Below are 15,743 nucleotides of genomic sequence, written 5' to 3'. Positions count from 1 at the left end.
CCTTTTCCGCCCGAACAAGCGCCTCGCAAGGGACCCGAAGTCAAGCCCCAATCGCAATCGTCGCGAAGCGGCGATGACGAAACCAAAGCCCGTCCCAACCCACGCGCCCACGCTGGAACCGCAGCCCAACCACAAAACGCGACCAACCCCGCTGGAACCGGCGCCCACCCACCAAACAGCACCACCGCAGAGCGCGTCAGCGCCCCTCAGGAAGCTCACGGCCCTTCCTGCGACTTCGAATACAACGTCCCATCCCGAAAACAAAGCCGGTAGTACAGCTCAGCGTTGTGCGAAGTCCGATACCGAGAACACCCGTCCACCCCGAGCTGCCCAACCCCGTACGTCCCCACGACCTCGTCCTCCGCCGTAACCCCAACCCGCAACGAGTCGAAGTAAGGCGCATTCATCTGGGTGGGGTTCAGCAAAGCGAACAGCAGCAACACCAGCATCCCCAACGAGATCGGCACCAACGCCAGCAACCCGAGACACCCACCCCCGACCACCCGCGGCACAGTCAGAATCTCGGCAGCAGGCGGCTCAGGCACTTCCCGAACCTCAGCAGCAGCCAAAGCAGACGGATGCAACGGCACATCAGCGGCAACCCGGAACCCACCCTCGACAGGCGGCCCCGCGCTGAACGACCCCCCGAGCAACCCGACTCGCTCTTCCAGCCCGATCAACCCACGCCGCGCACCCTTGCCAGGCAAAGCGGCAGACGGACCGTTCACCACCTGGATCCGCACCCGCCCACCCTGAACGGCCACGTGCACGCGGACCCGCGAACCAGGCGCGTGCTTCGAAGCATTGGTCAGCGACTCCCGAACCAACCGGTGCACCGCCCGCCGCGTCCGGGGATCGGCACCGTGCAGGTCGTCACCGGACCAGTCGAGCGCGGCCACTCCGGAACACAAAACCAAGAGATCCGACCGGGTTCCGGTGTCCTCGTCGAGCGACTCGGGCTCGGGATTGGTCCGCAGCACGCCGAGGATCTCGCGCAGCTCGGCCATCGCCAACGAAGAAGTCGTGCGGATCAGCTCGGCCTGCTCGTGCAACGAAGGGGAGCGAGACGCGGTCGCCAGTTCCAGCGCGCCGGCGTGGATGGAGATCAGGCTGAGGCGGTGTCCGAGCATGTCGTGCATCTCGCCGGCGATGTGCGCGCGTTCCTCGGAGCGGGCCGAGGCGGCGGTCAGGGCTCGGGCGCGTTCCAGGTACTCGTTGCGTTCCTGCAGCAGCCGGACCATCGGCCGACGGCGGCCGAGCAGCATGCCGGAGACGGCCGGGAAGATCACGAAGAACACCGAGGCGATGAGGCCGCCGAGCAGGCTTTCCCACAGTGGCTGGCTCTCGTGGATCTGCAGGAGGCTGAACGCGGTCTGCAGCACCGATGCCACGCCCAGCAGTGCCCACAACCGGCCTAGTCGCGGGATGCGTCGGGACGCGGAGAACACCACGAACGCGGTAGTGGCCATCGCCCAGAGGTTGTTCACGGCGAAGAGGGGTGCGGTGAGCAGCAACGCCCACGATGGCCGGCGCGGTGCCAGCCACACGAGCCCCGCGATCCACACGGCGGTCGCCACGGTCAGCGCCTTGTGCGGGACGGGCGCCAGGGGAGCGATCAACGGCACCAGGCCGACCAGGAAGGCGACGACCGGCCAGACGAACCTCATCGGGCCAGCTCCTTCTTGGCGACGAGCACGCTCTGCTTGTCGAAGCACAGCTCGAAGTCGCCGAACGACGAGTCGCGCTCGTGGTAGCGGTAGCAGCCGGCGTTGTCGGACGGCACGCCGAAGCCGAACGTCTCGGTGACCTCCTCCTCGTGCGTGATCGACACCTGGAACGCGTCGAACTCCTGCCGGCTCATCTCGGGACGGCTGAAGATCGCGACGATCAGCAGCACGAACGCCGTGCCGAGCGCGGGGACGACGGACAACGTGGCGAGGCAGCCGCTGCCGACCACGCGTGGCACGGTCAGGATCTCGGCGGTGATCGGCGGCGGCGCCTCGGCCACGGCTCCCTCCGCGCGCGTCTCCTCCTGCGCCACCGGGTGCAACGGCAGGTCGGCCAGCACCCGGAACCCGCCCGCGAACAGTCCAGCGTTGAACGACCCGCCGATCAGCCCGACCCGTTCCTCGAGCCCGATGAGGCCGCGCCGGGTCCCGCCACCTCGTGGTTCGCTGCTCGGACCGTTGACGACCTCGACGTGCACCCGTTCGGCGACGAGCACTGTCACGCGCGTCAAAGCAGACGGCGCGTGCTTGTGCACGTTCGTGAGTGCCTCCCTCACGACCCGATGGACAGCACGCCGCAGCCGTGCGTCGGCATCGGCCAGATCGTCGCCGGTCCAGTTCAGCTGAACAGCCACACCCGCAGCAGCAGACGCAGCCACGAGACGTTCGACGTCGAGACGCGTACCGGCGTCCTCGTCGGCCTCGATGGTGCCGAGCACGCCGAGGATCTCGCGGAGCTCGTCCATCGCGACCGCGGACGTCTTGCGGATCAGCTCGACCTGTTCGCGCAGCTCAGGAGCCTCAACCGCAGCCGACTGCTCCAACGCGGACGCGTGCGCGGTCAGCTGCCGCAACCGGTGGCTGAGCATGTCGTGCATCTCGCTGGCGATGTGCGCGCGCGTGTCGGACCGCGCGGTACTGGCGGTCAACTCGCGTGCGCGTTCCAGGTAGTCGTTGCGCTCGATCAGCACCTGCGTCAACGGCTTGCGCCGCCCCACCAGCCCGCCGGCCACGGCGGGGAAGATCAGCAGGAACACCACGGTGAACAGCGTTCCGAGCAGGTACTCGACCGGGCCGTCTCCCGAGCGCCACGCGTGCAGCCAGCCGAACGCCGCCTGCAGCACGGCGGTCGCCCCGATCAACGCCCACAGCTGTCCCTGGGTGCGAACGGACCGTGCCGCGCGGAACACCACCAGCGACGTCGGGGCGATCGCTAGCAGGTTGTTGACCGCGTTGAGCGGCGCAGTGAGCAGGATCGCCCACCGCGGCCAGCGCGCGCTGATCGGCACCAGCGCGGCGGCCCACACCGCGGACGCCACGACCAGCCACCAGTGGATCGGCCGGCCGAGCGGCGCCATCAGCGTGACCAGCGCCAACAGGAGGGCGCCTACCGCCCACAGTCCATCGCGGACGGTGACTTTCACGCCGATCATCATGGTCGACGCCGCCTGAGAGTCCACAGCGCCAGGTGGCTCGATCGGGTGGCCAGGTGGCCATACTCGGTTGAGTGAGTTTGCATGACCGTGCATAATCATGCGCATGACAGTGAGGATCGCGGTCGCGGGCGCCAGCGGGTACGCGGGTGGCGAGCTGCTCCGCCTGCTACTGGCTCATCCGGACGTCGAGATCGGCGCGCTCACGGCGAACAGCAGCGCCGGCGACCTGTTGCTGAAGCACCAGCCGCACCTCCTGCCGCTCGCGGACCGACAGCTACAAGACACCACAGTCGAGACCCTCAAGGGGCACGACGTGGTGTTCCTCGCACTGCCCCACGGTCACTCAGCCGAGCTCGCCGGGCAACTCGGCGACGACGCCGTGGTGATCGACTGCGGCGCGGACCACCGTCTGACCAGCGCCGACGACTGGACCCGGTGGTACGGCGGTGAGCACGCGGGCTCCTGGCCGTACGGGCTGCCGGAGCTTCCCGGCCAGCGGGACAAGCTCGTCAACGCCCGTCGCGTCGCCGTCCCCGGCTGCTACCCGACGGTCTCGTCGCTGGCCCTCGCACCCGCGGTCGACCTCATCGAGGACGAGGTCGTCATCGTCGCCGTGTCGGGCACGTCCGGCGCGGGCAAGTCGCTCAAGCCGAACCTGCTGGGCTCGGAGGTCATGGGCTCGGCCAGTGCATACGGCGTCGGTGGCGCGCACCGCCACACGCCCGAGATCACCCAGAACCTGAGTGCCGCCGCGGGCCGTCCGATCAAGGTCAGCTTCACGCCCGTGCTCGCGCCGATGTCCCGGGGCATCCTCGCGACTTGCACCGCGCAACTCAAGGAAGGCGCAAACGTTCGCGAGGCCTACGAGAAGGCGTACGCGAACGAGCCGTTCGTGCACCTTCTCCCTGAAGGACTCTGGCCGACGACGAACGCCGTTCTCGGTTCGAACGCCGTCCAGATGCAAGTCACGGTCGACGAGGACCTGAACCGGCTCGTGGTCGTGGCCGCCGTCGACAACCTGGCCAAGGGCACCGCGGGTGCCGCCGTCCAGTGCATGAACCTCGCTCTCGGCCTGCCGGAAACGACCGGCCTCTCGACCGTTGGAGTCGCTCCGTGAACCGCAACAAGGGCGTCACCGGACCCCAGGGCTTCCGGGCCGCCGGGATCGCCGCCGGGATCAAAGAGTCCGGCGCGCTGGATCTCACGCTCGTCGTGAACGACGGGCCGTCCGACGCCGCCGCAGGTGTCTTCACCACGAACAAGGTGAAGGCCGCGCCGGTGTTGTGGTCGCAGCAGGTGATCCAGTCCCGACGCCTCACCGCGGTCGTGCTCAACTCCGGCGGCGCCAACGCGTGCACCGGTCCCGAGGGCTTCCAGGACACGCACGCCACCGCCGAGAAGGTCGCCGAGGTGCTCGGCACCGGCGCGGTCGACGTCGCGGTGTGCTCCACCGGCCTGATCGGCGAGCGCCTGCCGATGGACAAGATCCTGACCGGGGTCGAGAACGTGGCGAAGGAGCTGGACTCGTCGGTCGAGGCCGGTCTCAACGCCGCCACCGGCGTGATGACCACGGACAGCCGCCCCAAGCAGTCGTGGCAGGCCTCCGAGCAGGGCTGGTCGGTCGGCGGGTTCGTGAAGGGCGCGGGCATGCTCGCCCCGAACCTGGCCACGATGTTGTCGGTGATCACCACCGACGCCAAGATCTCCGGCGACCAGCTGGACAAGGCGCTGCGGCTCGCCACTTCCCGCACGTTCGACCGGCTCGACGTCGACGGCGGCACGTCCACGAATGACACCGTGCTGGTTTTGGCTTCCGGTGCTTCGGGTGTCGAGCCTTCGTTCGAGGACTTCACCGCGTTGCTGACCGAGGTCGCGGGTGACCTGGTCAAGCAGCTGCAGGGCGACGCCGAGGGTGTGACGAAGGAAATCAGCATCACCGTCAAGCAGGCCGCCACCGAGGCCGAGGCCGTCCACATCGGACGGACCGTCGCCGAGGACAACCTGGTGAAGACCGCGTTGTTCGGCAGCGACCCGAACTGGGGCCGCATCGCGATGGCGCTCGGCCGCGCCGACGCCCAGATCGACCCGGACAAGCTGCAGATCCTGATCAACGGTGTGTCGTTGTACCGCAACGGAACCAGGGACCGCGACCGATCCGAGGCAGACCTGAGCGGCCGCGACATCGAGATCGTCATCGACCTCAACTGGGGTGACGCCGAAGCCACGGTCCTGACCACCGACCTGTCGCACGCCTACGTCGAAGAGAACAGCGCTTACTCCTCATGAACGCACAAGAGAAGGCGGCGGTCCTCGTCGAAACGCTGCCGTGGTTGCAGCGTTTCCGCGGCGCGATCGTGGTCGTCAAGTACGGCGGCAACGCCATGGTCGACGACGAGCTGAAGAAGGCGTTCGCCGAGGACATGGTGTTCCTGCGGCTGTGCGGCCTGCGCCCGGTCGTCGTGCACGGCGGCGGTCCGCAGATCAAGTCGATGCTGGACAAGCTCGGCATCCACAGCGAGTTCCGCGGCGGCCTGCGCGTCACGACTCCTGAGGCGATGGACGTCGTGCGGATGGTTCTCGTCGGCCAGGTCGGACGTGAGCTCGTCGGCCTGATCAACCAGCACGGTCCTTACGCCGTGGGCATTTCCGGCGAGGACGCGCACCTGTTCACGGCCACTCGTCGTGGCGCGATCGTCGACGGCGAAGAGGTCGACATCGGCCTGGTCGGCGACATCACCGAGGTCAACCCGGACTCGGTGCTCGACATCGTGCGTGCGGGCCGGATTCCGGTCGTGTCGTCGGTGGCGCCGGACGTGAACGGCGTGCCGCACAACGTGAACGCGGACACGGCGGCGGGTGCGCTGGCGGTGGCGTTGGGCGCGGAGAAGCTCGTCGTGCTGACCGACGTCGAGGGCCTGTACTCGAACTGGCCGGACAAGTCCTCGCTGCTGCACCAGATCCGCGCCTCCGAGCTGGAGAAGATCCTGCCGGACCTGGACAGCGGCATGATCCCGAAGATGGAGGCGTGTCTGCGCGCCGTCCGAGGAGGGGTACCGCAGGCGCACGTGATCGACGGCAGGCTCGCCCACAGCGTCCTGCTCGAAGTGTTCACCACTGAAGGTGTCGGAACGATGGTCTTGGGGGACAAGTGACCTCGCGGTGGCAACAGTCCATGATGGACAACTACGGCACACCTCAGCTGGCTCTGGAACGAGGTGAGGGCGCGTACGTCTGGGACACCGACGGCAAGCGCTACCTCGACCTGCTGACGGGCATCGCGGTCAACGCCCTCGGCCACGCGCACCCGAAGATCGTCGAGGCGGTGACCGCCCAGATCTCCAAGCTCGGCCACACGTCGAACCTGTACGTGAACGAGCCCGCGCTGCAGTTGGCGGAGCGGCTGCTGGACCTGAGTGGTGTGCAGGGCAAGGTCTTCTTCTGCAACTCCGGCGCCGAGGCCAACGAAGCCGCGCTGAAGATGTCGCGCCGCACCGGCCGCACCAAGATCGTCGCGTGCACCGGAGGCTTCCACGGCCGGACGATGGGCGCGTTGTCGCTCACCGGTCAGCCCGGCAAGAAGACGCCGTTCGAACCGCTGGTACCTGGCGTCGAGCACATCCCGTTCGGTGACGTGGCTGCTCTCGAAGCTGCCATCGACGACGACACGGCGGCGTTCATCGTCGAGCCGATCCAGGGCGAGCAGGGCGTTGTGATGCCGCCCGAGGGCTATCTCCAGGAAGCCCGCCGGATCACGTCCGAGCACGGCGCGTTGCTGATCCTGGACGAGGTGCAGACCGGCATCGGCCGCCTCGGCACGTGGTTCGCGTTCCAGCAGGCCGGGATCGTGCCGGACGTGATGACGCTGGCCAAGGGCATCGGCGGCGGGCTGCCGCTGGGTGCCACGATCGGCTTCGGCGCGGCGGCGGACCTGTTCCAGCCGGGCCACCACGGCACCACGTTCGGCGGCAACCCCGTGTGCTGCGCGGCTGCCCTCGCGGTGCTCGACACGATCGCCTCGGAAGGCCTGCTGGAGCACGCCTCGTCCGTGGGCAAGGAGATCGCGGCCGGGGTGGAGGCGTTGCACCACCCGGCGATCTCGGGAGTGAGGGGAGCCGGGCTGCTGCTCGGCATCACGTTGCGCGAGGCGGTCTCGGCGAAGGCCGCGGCGGTCGCGCAGCAGGCCGGTTACCTGATCAACCCCATCCAGCCCGACGTCATCCGCCTGGCGCCGCCGCTGGTGCTGGACGAGTCCGACGCGCTGTCGTTCGTGGCCGCGCTCCCGACGTTCTTTGAGGAGCAGGCGTGAGCCCCAGGCACTTCCTCCGCGACGACGACCTCACCACCGAGGAGCAGGCGGCCGTTCTCGACCTCGCGGACGCGTACAAGGCGGACCGGTTCACCGCGAAGCCGTTGGCGGGCCCCAAGTCCGTCGCGGTGATCTTCGAGAAGAACTCGACGCGCACCCGGCTCTCGTTCGAGGTCGGCATCGCGCAGCTCGGCGGCAACCCGGTGATCATCGACGGCCGGTCGATGCAGCTGGGCCGCGAGGAGACGATCGAGGACACCTCGCGGATCCTGTCCGGGTACGTCGACGCGGTGGTGTGGCGGACGTTCGCCCAGGCACGCATCGACGCGATGGCCAGCGTTTCGCGCATTCCCGTGGTCAACGCGCTGACCGACGAGTTCCACCCGTGCCAGGTTCTCGCGGACCTGCAGACGATTCGTCGTCGTCACGGGAAACTCGCGGGCCTCACGCTGACGTACCTGGGCGACGGCGCCAACAACATGTCGCACTCGCTGCTGCTCGGTGGTGCCACGGCGGGTATGCACGTCCGCATCGGCGCGCCCGCGGGCTTCGTGCCGAACCCGCAGTTCCTGGAGGACGCCAAGAAGCGCGCCGCCGAGACCGGTGGTTCGGTGGCGTTGATCAGCGATCCGCTCGCCTCCGTCGACGGTTCGGACGTGCTGGTCACCGACACGTGGACGTCGATGGGCCAGGAGAACGACGGCAAGGACCGCGTCGGTCCGTTCCGCCCGTACCAGGTGAACGCTTCATTGCTGGCGGCCACCGGAAAGCCGGACTCGACCGTGCTGCACTGCCTGCCCGCGCACCGCGGCTGGGAGATCACCGACGACGTGCTCGACGGCCCGCAGTCGCTGGTGTGGCAGGAGGCCGAGAACCGCCTGCACGCCCAGAAGGCGCTGCTCGTGTGGTTGCTGGAGCAGTCGTCATGACCCGCACCGCGCGCCAGGGCCGGATCGTCGAGATGGTCAGCCAGCTCGTCATCCGCAGCCAGTCCGAGCTCGCCAAGCTCCTCGCCGCGGAAGGCATCGACGTCACTCAGGCCACGTTGTCGCGCGACCTGGACGAGCTCGGCGCGGTGAAGCTGCGCGGTCCCGACGGCGGTGCGCCGATCTACGTGATCCCGGAGGACGGCAGCCCGGTTCGCGGCGTTCAGGGCGGCACTACTCGGCTGGCCCGAGTGTTGGGCGAGCTGCTGGTGTCGACCGACTCGTCGGCGAACCTGGCCGTGCTGCGGACTCCGCCCGGTGCCGCGCAGTTCCTGGCCTCGGCCCTGGACCGCGCGGCGCTGCACGAGGTCGTCGGCACGATCGCCGGCGACGACACGATCCTCGTCGTGGCCCGCGAACCCATGACCGGTGCCGAGCTGGCCGAGCGGATCGCGGCGTTGTCCTCGGGCAACGGCGATGAATGACCCCGTGCACGCCGTCCTGACGTTCGACGACGGCGTGCCGGTGGCGGTGGACGGCGAGACGGTGTCGGTGGCCGAGGCCGTCCGCGAGCTCAACTTCCGCGCGGGCGTGGTCAGGTCCTCACTGGGCTCGGTCGCGGTCCGCGTCGCGCGGATGGCTTTGCCGTCGGGGTCCGGCGAGGTCGACGTCGCGCTGTACGAGGGGCGCGTGGTCGGGCTCGTCGCCCGTTCGGAAGAATCGCTCTACGACTTCGCTAGCTGAGAGTTGCGTGCAATGAGTTCTTTGTGGGGTGGCCGGTTCGAGTCGGGACCGGCCGAGGCGATGGCCCGCCTGTCGCTGTCGACGCACTTCGACTGGCGTCTGGCGCCGTACGACATCGCCGGCTCGCGCGCGCACGCCCGTGTGCTGCACGCGGCGGGCCTGCTGTCCGACGAAGAGCTGGCCGGCATGCAGAAGGCGCTCGACGAGCTGCTCGCCGACGTCGAGTCCGGTGAGTTCACGCCCGTGCTGGAGGACGAGGACGTCCACACGGCGCTGGAGCGGGGCCTGATCGACCGCGCCGGTGTCGAGCTGGGCGGCAAGCTCCGCGCGGGCCGGTCTCGCAACGACCAGGTCGCCACGCTGTTCCGGATGTGGCTCCGTGACGCCGCTCGGCGGGTGGCTTCTGGCGTGCTGGACGTCGTGGACGCGCTGGCTCAGCAGTCCGAGACGCACTTCGGCGCCGTGATGCCGGGTCGCACGCACCTGCAGTCCGCGCAGCCTGTGTTGTTGTCGCACCACCTGCTGGCCCACGCGCACTCGTTGCTGCGCGACGTCGACCGCCTGCACGACTGGGACAAGCGCGCCGCGTTCTCCCCGTACGGCTCGGGCGCGCTGGCCGGTTCGTCGCTGGGGCTGGACCCGGCGAAGGTGGCCGCGGACCTCGGCTTCTACGCGCCGGTCGAGAACTCCATCGACGGCACCGCGTCGCGCGACTTCGCGGCCGAGATCGCGTTCGTGCTGGCGATGATCAGCGTGAACCTCTCGCGCGTCGCCGAAGAGGTCATCATCTGGACGACCGCCGAGTTCCGGTTCGCCGTCCTGGACGACGCGTGGTCGACCGGCAGCTCGATCATGCCGCAGAAGAAGAACCCGGACGTCGCGGAGCTCGCGCGCGGCAAGTCCGGTCGGCTGATCGGCAACCTGGCGGGTCTGCTGGCGACGTTGAAGGCCCAGCCGCTGGCCTATAACCGCGACCTGCAGGAGGACAAGGAGCCGTTGTTCGACTCGGTCGAGCAGCTGGAGCTCCTGCTGCCGGCGTTCGCGGGCATGGTGGCGACTCTTCGGTTCGACGTGGATCGCATGGCCTCGCTGGCCCCTGCCGGTTTCACGCTCGCCACGGACATCGCGGAATGGCTTGTGCGCCAAGGGGTTCCGTTCCGCGTGGCGCACGAGGCCGCTGGTGCCTGCGTCCGTGCCGCCGAATCGCGCGGCGTGGGTCTGGAGGACCTGACCGACGCCGAGTTCCTCGCCATATCACCGGCTTTGACGCCGGAGGTGCGCTCGGTGCTGACCGTCGAGGGCTCGATCGCTTCTCGCAACGCTCACGGCGGCACGGCTCCTTCACGCGTCCGCGAGCAGCTGGACGCGTTGGTGGCCAAGGCATCGGCGGCACGTGACTTCTAGGCTGCTGACCAGGGAGGAGCTGGCCATCGACCCGGTCGATGCGTCCCGGCTCCTCCTGGGTTCCTTCCTGGAAGCGGGCGACGTGCGCGTCCGCATCGTCGAGGTCGAGGCCTACCGGGGCGGCGACGACCCGGCCTCTCATTGCTACCGCGGCAAAACCCCGCGCAACGAGGTCATGTTCGGCCCGGCGGGGTTCCTGTACGTCTACTTCGTCTACGGCATGCACTTCTGCGCCAACGTCGTGACGCTGACCGACGGCGTTCCCGGCGCGGTCCTGTTGCGCGCAGGCGAAGTCGTCTCCGGTGAGGACGTCGCGTTCTCCCGCCGCCCGGCCTCGCGTTCGGTGGCCGAACTGGCCAAGGGACCCGCGCGGCTGTGCAAGGTTCTCGGCCTCGATCGCTCGCAGAACGGCGTCGACCTGACCTCCGCAGACTCCCCTGTGCGGTTGTACGCGGGCGATTCCGCCGAGAAGGTGTTCTCAGGGCCGCGTGTCGGTGTCGCGGTGGCGATGGACGTGCCGTGGCGGTTCTGGATCGACTCCCCGGCTGTGTCGACCTACAAACGTGGCGGGAAGCGGCGTACTAACGTGTGACCCCTAGATCTTGGGGGATCACATGCAGGACAGCTTTGCCGCCGTCGCGCGCGAGCTCATCACCACCGTCGAACCGGGCTTCGACTTCCTCACGCTGCGCGCGTCGTGCAGCGGTGGCGGGTACAGCCTCCGGCTCACGTCCGGACCGTCCGAACAGGACGTGATCGTGTGGGGGCAGCTGACTTCATTGAGCGCTGTGGGTGAGGAGCGGCCGGTCGTCTTCGAGATGCGGATCGAGCCGGACGGCACGTTCGAGGCCTACGTCACCAGCGACATCGTCCAGCGCACCGGCTACCTCCCGCCGACCTACACCGTCGTGCTGGAACCGCGGTTCCGTCCTGATGCGCACAACGCCTCGTCGTTGGCCGAGGTCGAGGCCGTGATCGGTGCGTCTCTGCCCGCGGACGTGCACGAGCTGTACGCGAGCGGTGTGGAGGAGATCGGCGACGCCAGGCTGCGGCCGGTCGACGACATCCTCGATCTGTGGCGCACTCTCAACGACATCCAGCACTCTCCGGACGACTGGTACCGGCCCGTGCAGTACGTCGGACCTCCCGGCGCGGTGCGGATGGTCCAGTTCGACCTGAAGTGGGTGCCGATCGCGTGCAACGACTGGGGCGACTACCTGTGCGTCGACCTCGCACCCGGTCCAGGCGGCAAGGTCGGCCAGCTCATCCAGGTGGCGGGCGAGGTGCCGCTGATGCACCTGGCCGACTCGCTGACGGACTGGCTGCGTTCCCCGGAAGTCCCCGACTACCAAGACCTCGAAGCCCACTTCGACGTCGACGACCGCGTGGCGACACTGCCGGACACCCTCCAGGTGCTCACCCTCCGCAAGCCGGGCGACCTCGACTTCGGCCTGCTCGCCCGCCTGACCTCGTTGCGCGAACTGACGATCGTGGACGGCACCTCCGTGCGGCTCGGCGCTCTGGCGCACCTGCCGTTGGAACGCCTGGAAATCACGGGCACCGAGATCGAGCTGCCGGCGTGCGAAACGCTCACTTCTCTTGTGGTGACAGGCGGACGTGTCGAGCTGCCCTCGCTGCCCAACCTCCGCGTGCTCGACGTGGCACGCACGGAAGTGGACGTGGAGTCGTTGCCGCAGGTGGACTACCTCTCGCTGAACTCCGAGCAGTGGCAACGCTGTGCGCAGACGCCGGCCGCCGCCACGCTCGCCGGCGAGTCCTCACTGGAACGCGCTCTCGACTGGGCGCGGGAGAGGGGCGCCGGCCTGACCGGCGAGGTGATCAGGGGGACAGCCGCTTCATAGCCGCCACGAACTCGGCTTCCAGCGCGGGATCCACCTCGAACACCAGCGACACCGTCATGTCGAGCGGCTCGCCAGCGGCCAGCCGCTCGACCAGCGTGTCCGCGATCGCGCTCAACCCCTGCGCCACGTCGTGCATCGCCCGCAGCTGCTGATCAGCGAACCGCGCCTGGACGTGCGCGGCCGCGCGGGCGTGCTCGTCGGCGTAGCTGGTGGCGTGGATGTCGCGCGCCCACTCCAGGATCTCGTCGAACGTCCGCACGAACAGCTCTCCGAGGTGCACGATCCGGTCTGGATCACCGGGCTGCCCGGACGCGCCGAACGCGGCCTCCTGGGTCTCCGGCGTGAACACCGCGTCCACCGCCACCTTGATGATCTCGTTCAGCAGCACGCTGCGGTCGCGGATGAGCTCGAAACCGTTGCCGTGCTCGACGTTCCCGTTGCGCGGCGCGTACCGCAGGAAGTGCTCGCGGTACTTGCTCTCCAGCTTCTTCAAGCCCTGCAGCACGACGCCGACGTAGAGCAGGTACTCCCAGCCGTGCGGCTTCTCCAGCACCAGCGCCGCGACCGACTGGGCCGTGATCGGCGTCGAGGCGGTGAACTCCGCGCGGTGCTGCGCCAGCTTCTCGACCACCGCGTTGGCGATCACCTCGGGCGGGTGCACGCGCAGGTCCAGGAACCCGGTCGTGGACAGCAGACCCGGCACCTCGGTGTCGTCGAGCTTGATCGGCAGCACGTACTCGTTCTGCTGCGCCAACGCCCTCGCCTGCGCGGTCTGCCGTTCGAGTCGCGCCCACGAAGCCTCGACGTAGTGCTGTGAGGCGAACATCAGCACGTAGCGGACCTTGTGCGTCAACGTTTCGGCGATGTGCTCCAGCAGGTTCAGGCCCCACCGCGCTACGACCTGGTCCTCGTCGTAGTAGACCTTGACGTTCTGCTGCTTCAGGAGTTCCACGATCGGGAGCACCCGATCGCGGTCCTCCTCGGCGAACGACGGGGCGACGTCGAACTCGTACTCGGCCACGCCGCCATTCTCTTAGGGCCGAACGGTCCGGCGGTACCAGGCTCGCCGATGTCCGACCGGCAGCGCGAGACGTGTGATCAGGTTGGTCAGCAACGTGCCGATGACCAGCCACAACACCGCGGCGAGGCCCTCGTTGAACAGCACCGCGACCTTGGGGCTGTCCGGCGTGAACAGGCCGTCCAGCCCGAGGGTGATCCCGCTCGCCCAGCCCGCGACGAACTGGAAGAACCCGTTGCCGGCGTTCGCCTCGGCAACCACCAGGAAGATGTGCACGAACAGGACGATGGCGAACGCCCAACACACGATGTCGATGACCGCGCAGATGGTCTGCACCGTCCGTGCCCTGCGATAGGTGTCGTCCTGCTGGACGACCTCCTCCACCACCGGCTCGTTCACGCGCGGCATGCGCTCGGTGGGCCGCCGCAACTCGTCACGTGGCTCCGTCATGACGGTCGGTTACCCCTCCGAGTACCGGGTGGAAACCCGTTCGACCTGGTAGGCGACAATGAGGGGCGTGAGCGAGCACATCCTTGACGAACTTGCCTGGCGCGGCCTGATCGCGACGTCCACCGACCTCGACGCACTCCGGAAGGATCTGGACGCCGGCCCGCTCACCCTCTATTGCGGCTTCGACCCGACGGCGCCGTCGCTGCACGCCGGCAACCTGGTCCCGCTGCTGATGCTCAAGCGCTTCCAGATGGCGGGCCACCGGCCGATCGTGCTGGCGGGCGGTGCGACGGGCATGATCGGCGACCCGCGCGACACCGGTGAGCGCACGCTGAACTCGCTGGACACCGTGGCCGAGTGGGCCGACCGGATCCGCGGCCAGCTGGAGCGGTTCGTGCACTTCGACGACTCGCCGACGGGCGCGATCGTCGAGAACAACCTGAACTGGACCGGCCAGGTCAGCGCGCTGGAGTTCCTGCGCGACGTCGGCAAGCACTTCTCCGTGAACGTGATGCTGTCGCGCGAGACGGTGAAGCGCCGCCTCGAGACCGACGGCATGTCGTACACCGAGTTCAGCTACGTGCTGCTGCAGTCGAACGACTACCTGGAGCTCAACCGCCGGCACGGCACCGCGCTGCAGATCGGCGGCTCGGACCAGTGGGGCAACATCGTCAGCGGCGTCGACCTGGTGCGCCGGGTCGAGGGCAAGCAGGTGCACGCGCTGACCGCGCCGCTGGTCACCGACGCGGAGGGGCGCAAGTTCGGGAAGTCGACCGGTGGCGGGCGCGTGTGGCTCGACCCGGAGATGACCTCGCCGTACGCCTGGTACCAGTACTTCGTGAACGTCGACGACGTCACGGTGCTGAACTACCTGCGGCTGTTCACGTTCCTCTCGCGGGAGGAGCTGGACGAGCTGGAGAAGCAGACCGCGGAGGCGCCGCACCAGCGTGCCGCGCAGAAGCGGCTCGCGCAGGAGTTCACGGACCTGGTGCACGGGGAGAGGGCGACGCAGCAGGTGCAGCTGGCCTCTTCCGCGCTGTTCGGCCGTGGTGAGCTCCGGGATCTCGACGAGTCGGTGTTGTCCGCGGCTCTGGCTGAGGCGCCGAAGGGCGAGGCCCGCCTGGCCGACGAGCCCACGATCGTCGACCTGCTGGTGGCGTCCGGGCTGGCCGACAGCCGGGGTGCCGCGCGGCGCACGGTGAACGAGGGCGGTGCCTACGTGAACAACGCGAAGGTCACCGACGAGGAGTGGAAGCCGGCTGCCGGGGACCTGCTCCACGGCAAGTGGCTGGTGCTCCGGCGCGGCAAGCGCAACAACGCGAGCGTCCAGGTGCAGGTCTGACCTGCAGGTTTGATCGTGTTGAGGCCGTCGGTCCCACTGGGGACTGGCGGCCTTCGATCTTTCTCGGTGTGACGGCGGCCACAGTGTGCGTGGATCGGGACTCCGATAGCGTGGTCCACGGGTCCTGTATGGGGCTGTTGACCTGCGGTTTCTTAATCGCAGGTGACTGGGTTGCCCCCGATTTGACCCCGAGTTGGCGTGCGTGTAACTTTCTCTCTGCCAGCGCGGAACGGGCCGGGAACACCGGAACGGAGTGCGGCAAGGGTCACGAACCAAGCTTCCACTGAGTGTGGTAGAGTGGGTGACCGCGAAACGATGAAGACCCAGCCGGTAGCTCGTCTGAGCTCAGAGGCCAAGGGCGTCGAAGTTTCAAACACAAGCTTATGTACGACACAGCCTCGGATCGAGTCGCCGTGTGGCGGCCTCGTGATGATGAGCGCGTGTTCTTTGAGAACTCAACAGCGTGCCGAAACACAGCCAGTAATATGAAAACTCCTCGTCAGGAGTTTTCCTTTGAGTAGATAGACC

The 15,743-nt window shown here is 68.3% G+C and carries 14 protein-coding genes and 1 pseudogene; 11 read left to right on the top strand and 4 right to left on the bottom strand.

What is annotated here, in order from left to right:
- Positions 1-215: 215 nt before the first annotated feature.
- Complete coding sequence (locus tag AB0M24_RS47580; RefSeq protein ID WP_363781809.1) at positions 216-1,667, bottom strand: histidine kinase; 1,452 nt, start codon at positions 1,665-1,667, stop codon at positions 216-218.
- A complete protein-coding gene (locus AB0M24_RS47575; RefSeq protein WP_363781807.1) occupies positions 1,664-3,151 on the bottom strand; it encodes a histidine kinase in 1,488 nt (495 codons plus the stop codon). The genes AB0M24_RS47580 and AB0M24_RS47575 overlap by 4 nt, the downstream gene beginning before the upstream one ends.
- Before the next feature lie 115 nt (positions 3,152-3,266).
- On the opposite strand from AB0M24_RS47575, the gene argC reads away from it, so the two are divergent.
- From argC to AB0M24_RS47525, 10 genes and pseudogenes are all read left to right on the top strand, one after another.
- On the top strand, positions 3,267-4,280 hold the full coding sequence (argC, locus tag AB0M24_RS47570) for an N-acetyl-gamma-glutamyl-phosphate reductase (RefSeq protein ID WP_363781805.1): 1,014 nt from the start codon (positions 3,267-3,269) through the stop codon (positions 4,278-4,280).
- Positions 4,277-5,449, top strand: a complete 1,173-nt coding sequence (gene argJ / locus AB0M24_RS47565; protein WP_363781803.1) for a bifunctional glutamate N-acetyltransferase/amino-acid acetyltransferase ArgJ — start codon at positions 4,277-4,279, stop codon at positions 5,447-5,449. The genes argC and argJ overlap by 4 nt, the downstream gene beginning before the upstream one ends.
- Complete coding sequence (argB, locus tag AB0M24_RS47560) at positions 5,446-6,315, top strand: acetylglutamate kinase (RefSeq protein WP_363781801.1); 870 nt, start codon at positions 5,446-5,448, stop codon at positions 6,313-6,315. Before argJ ends, argB begins: the two co-directional genes overlap by 4 nt.
- A gap of 20 nt (positions 6,316-6,335) precedes the next feature.
- Positions 6,336-7,469, top strand: a complete 1,134-nt coding sequence (locus tag AB0M24_RS47555) for an acetylornithine transaminase (protein WP_363781799.1) — start codon at positions 6,336-6,338, stop codon at positions 7,467-7,469.
- Entirely contained in the window at positions 7,466-8,398 is a 933-nt protein-coding gene (gene argF / locus AB0M24_RS47550) for an ornithine carbamoyltransferase (RefSeq protein ID WP_363781797.1), read from the top strand. The genes AB0M24_RS47555 and argF overlap by 4 nt, the downstream gene beginning before the upstream one ends.
- Positions 8,395-8,880 carry an arginine repressor gene (locus AB0M24_RS47545; protein ID WP_363781795.1) on the top strand — a complete coding sequence of 162 codons (486 nt, stop codon included), beginning with the start codon at positions 8,395-8,397 and terminating at the stop codon, positions 8,878-8,880. The genes argF and AB0M24_RS47545 overlap by 4 nt, the downstream gene beginning before the upstream one ends.
- A 13-nt stretch (positions 8,881-8,893) precedes the next feature.
- Positions 8,894-8,986, top strand: a pseudogene (locus AB0M24_RS47540) (argininosuccinate synthase); the annotation flags it as partial.
- Positions 8,987-9,151: 165 nt separating this feature from the next.
- Positions 9,152-10,543 (top strand): argininosuccinate lyase, encoded by a 1,392-nt coding sequence (gene argH / locus AB0M24_RS47535; protein WP_363781793.1) that lies wholly within the window; start codon positions 9,152-9,154, stop codon positions 10,541-10,543.
- A complete protein-coding gene (locus AB0M24_RS47530) occupies positions 10,533-11,135 on the top strand; it encodes a DNA-3-methyladenine glycosylase (RefSeq protein WP_363781791.1) in 603 nt (200 codons plus the stop codon). The genes argH and AB0M24_RS47530 overlap by 11 nt, the downstream gene beginning before the upstream one ends.
- Positions 11,136-11,157: 22 nt before the next feature.
- The gene (locus AB0M24_RS47525; protein WP_363781789.1) at positions 11,158-12,405 is read left to right on the top strand and encodes an SMI1/KNR4 family protein; all 1,248 of its coding nucleotides are present in this window, start codon (positions 11,158-11,160) and stop codon (positions 12,403-12,405) included.
- Here AB0M24_RS47525 and AB0M24_RS47520 read toward each other — a convergent pair.
- Both AB0M24_RS47520 and AB0M24_RS47515 read right to left on the bottom strand, forming a co-directional pair.
- Positions 12,383-13,426: a TIR domain-containing protein gene (locus tag AB0M24_RS47520; protein ID WP_363781787.1), complete on the bottom strand. Its 1,044-nt coding sequence runs from the start codon at positions 13,424-13,426 to the stop codon at positions 12,383-12,385. The two genes, AB0M24_RS47525 and AB0M24_RS47520, sit on opposite strands and share 23 nt — an antisense overlap.
- Before the next feature lie 12 nt (positions 13,427-13,438).
- A complete protein-coding gene (locus AB0M24_RS47515) occupies positions 13,439-13,873 on the bottom strand; it encodes a hypothetical protein (protein ID WP_363781785.1) in 435 nt (144 codons plus the stop codon).
- Between the two features lie 67 nt (positions 13,874-13,940).
- Between AB0M24_RS47515 and tyrS the strand changes: the two genes are divergently transcribed.
- Positions 13,941-15,215, top strand: coding sequence for a tyrosine--tRNA ligase (tyrS, locus tag AB0M24_RS47510; RefSeq protein ID WP_363781783.1), 1,275 nt, complete (start codon positions 13,941-13,943; stop codon positions 15,213-15,215).
- Positions 15,216-15,743 lie beyond the last annotated feature (528 nt).

Source organism: Lentzea sp. NPDC051838 (assembly GCF_040681245.1).
Lineage (GTDB): Bacteria > Actinomycetota > Actinomycetes > Mycobacteriales > Pseudonocardiaceae > Lentzea.
Note: the sequence above shows the minus strand (reverse complement) of the source record. Positions and strands in the feature narration are given on the sequence as shown.

What these genes read in the sequence shown, in the direction of transcription:
- AB0M24_RS47580 (WP_363781809.1), bottom strand. Translation starts at nt 1,667, where the DNA reads ATGAGGTTCGTCTGGCCGGTCGTCGCCTTCCTGGTCGGCCTGGTGCCG.
- argC (WP_363781805.1), top strand. Translation starts at nt 3,267, where the DNA reads ATGACAGTGAGGATCGCGGTCGCGGGCGCCAGCGGGTACGCGGGTGGC.
- argB (WP_363781801.1), top strand. Translation starts at nt 5,446, where the DNA reads ATGAACGCACAAGAGAAGGCGGCGGTCCTCGTCGAAACGCTGCCGTGG.
- AB0M24_RS47555 (WP_363781799.1), top strand. Translation starts at nt 6,336, where the DNA reads ATGATGGACAACTACGGCACACCTCAGCTGGCTCTGGAACGAGGTGAG.
- AB0M24_RS47545 (WP_363781795.1), top strand. Translation starts at nt 8,395, where the DNA reads ATGACCCGCACCGCGCGCCAGGGCCGGATCGTCGAGATGGTCAGCCAG.
- argH (WP_363781793.1), top strand. Translation starts at nt 9,152, where the DNA reads ATGAGTTCTTTGTGGGGTGGCCGGTTCGAGTCGGGACCGGCCGAGGCG.
- AB0M24_RS47525 (WP_363781789.1), top strand. Translation starts at nt 11,158, where the DNA reads ATGCAGGACAGCTTTGCCGCCGTCGCGCGCGAGCTCATCACCACCGTC.
- AB0M24_RS47515 (WP_363781785.1), bottom strand. Translation starts at nt 13,873, where the DNA reads ATGACGGAGCCACGTGACGAGTTGCGGCGGCCCACCGAGCGCATGCCG.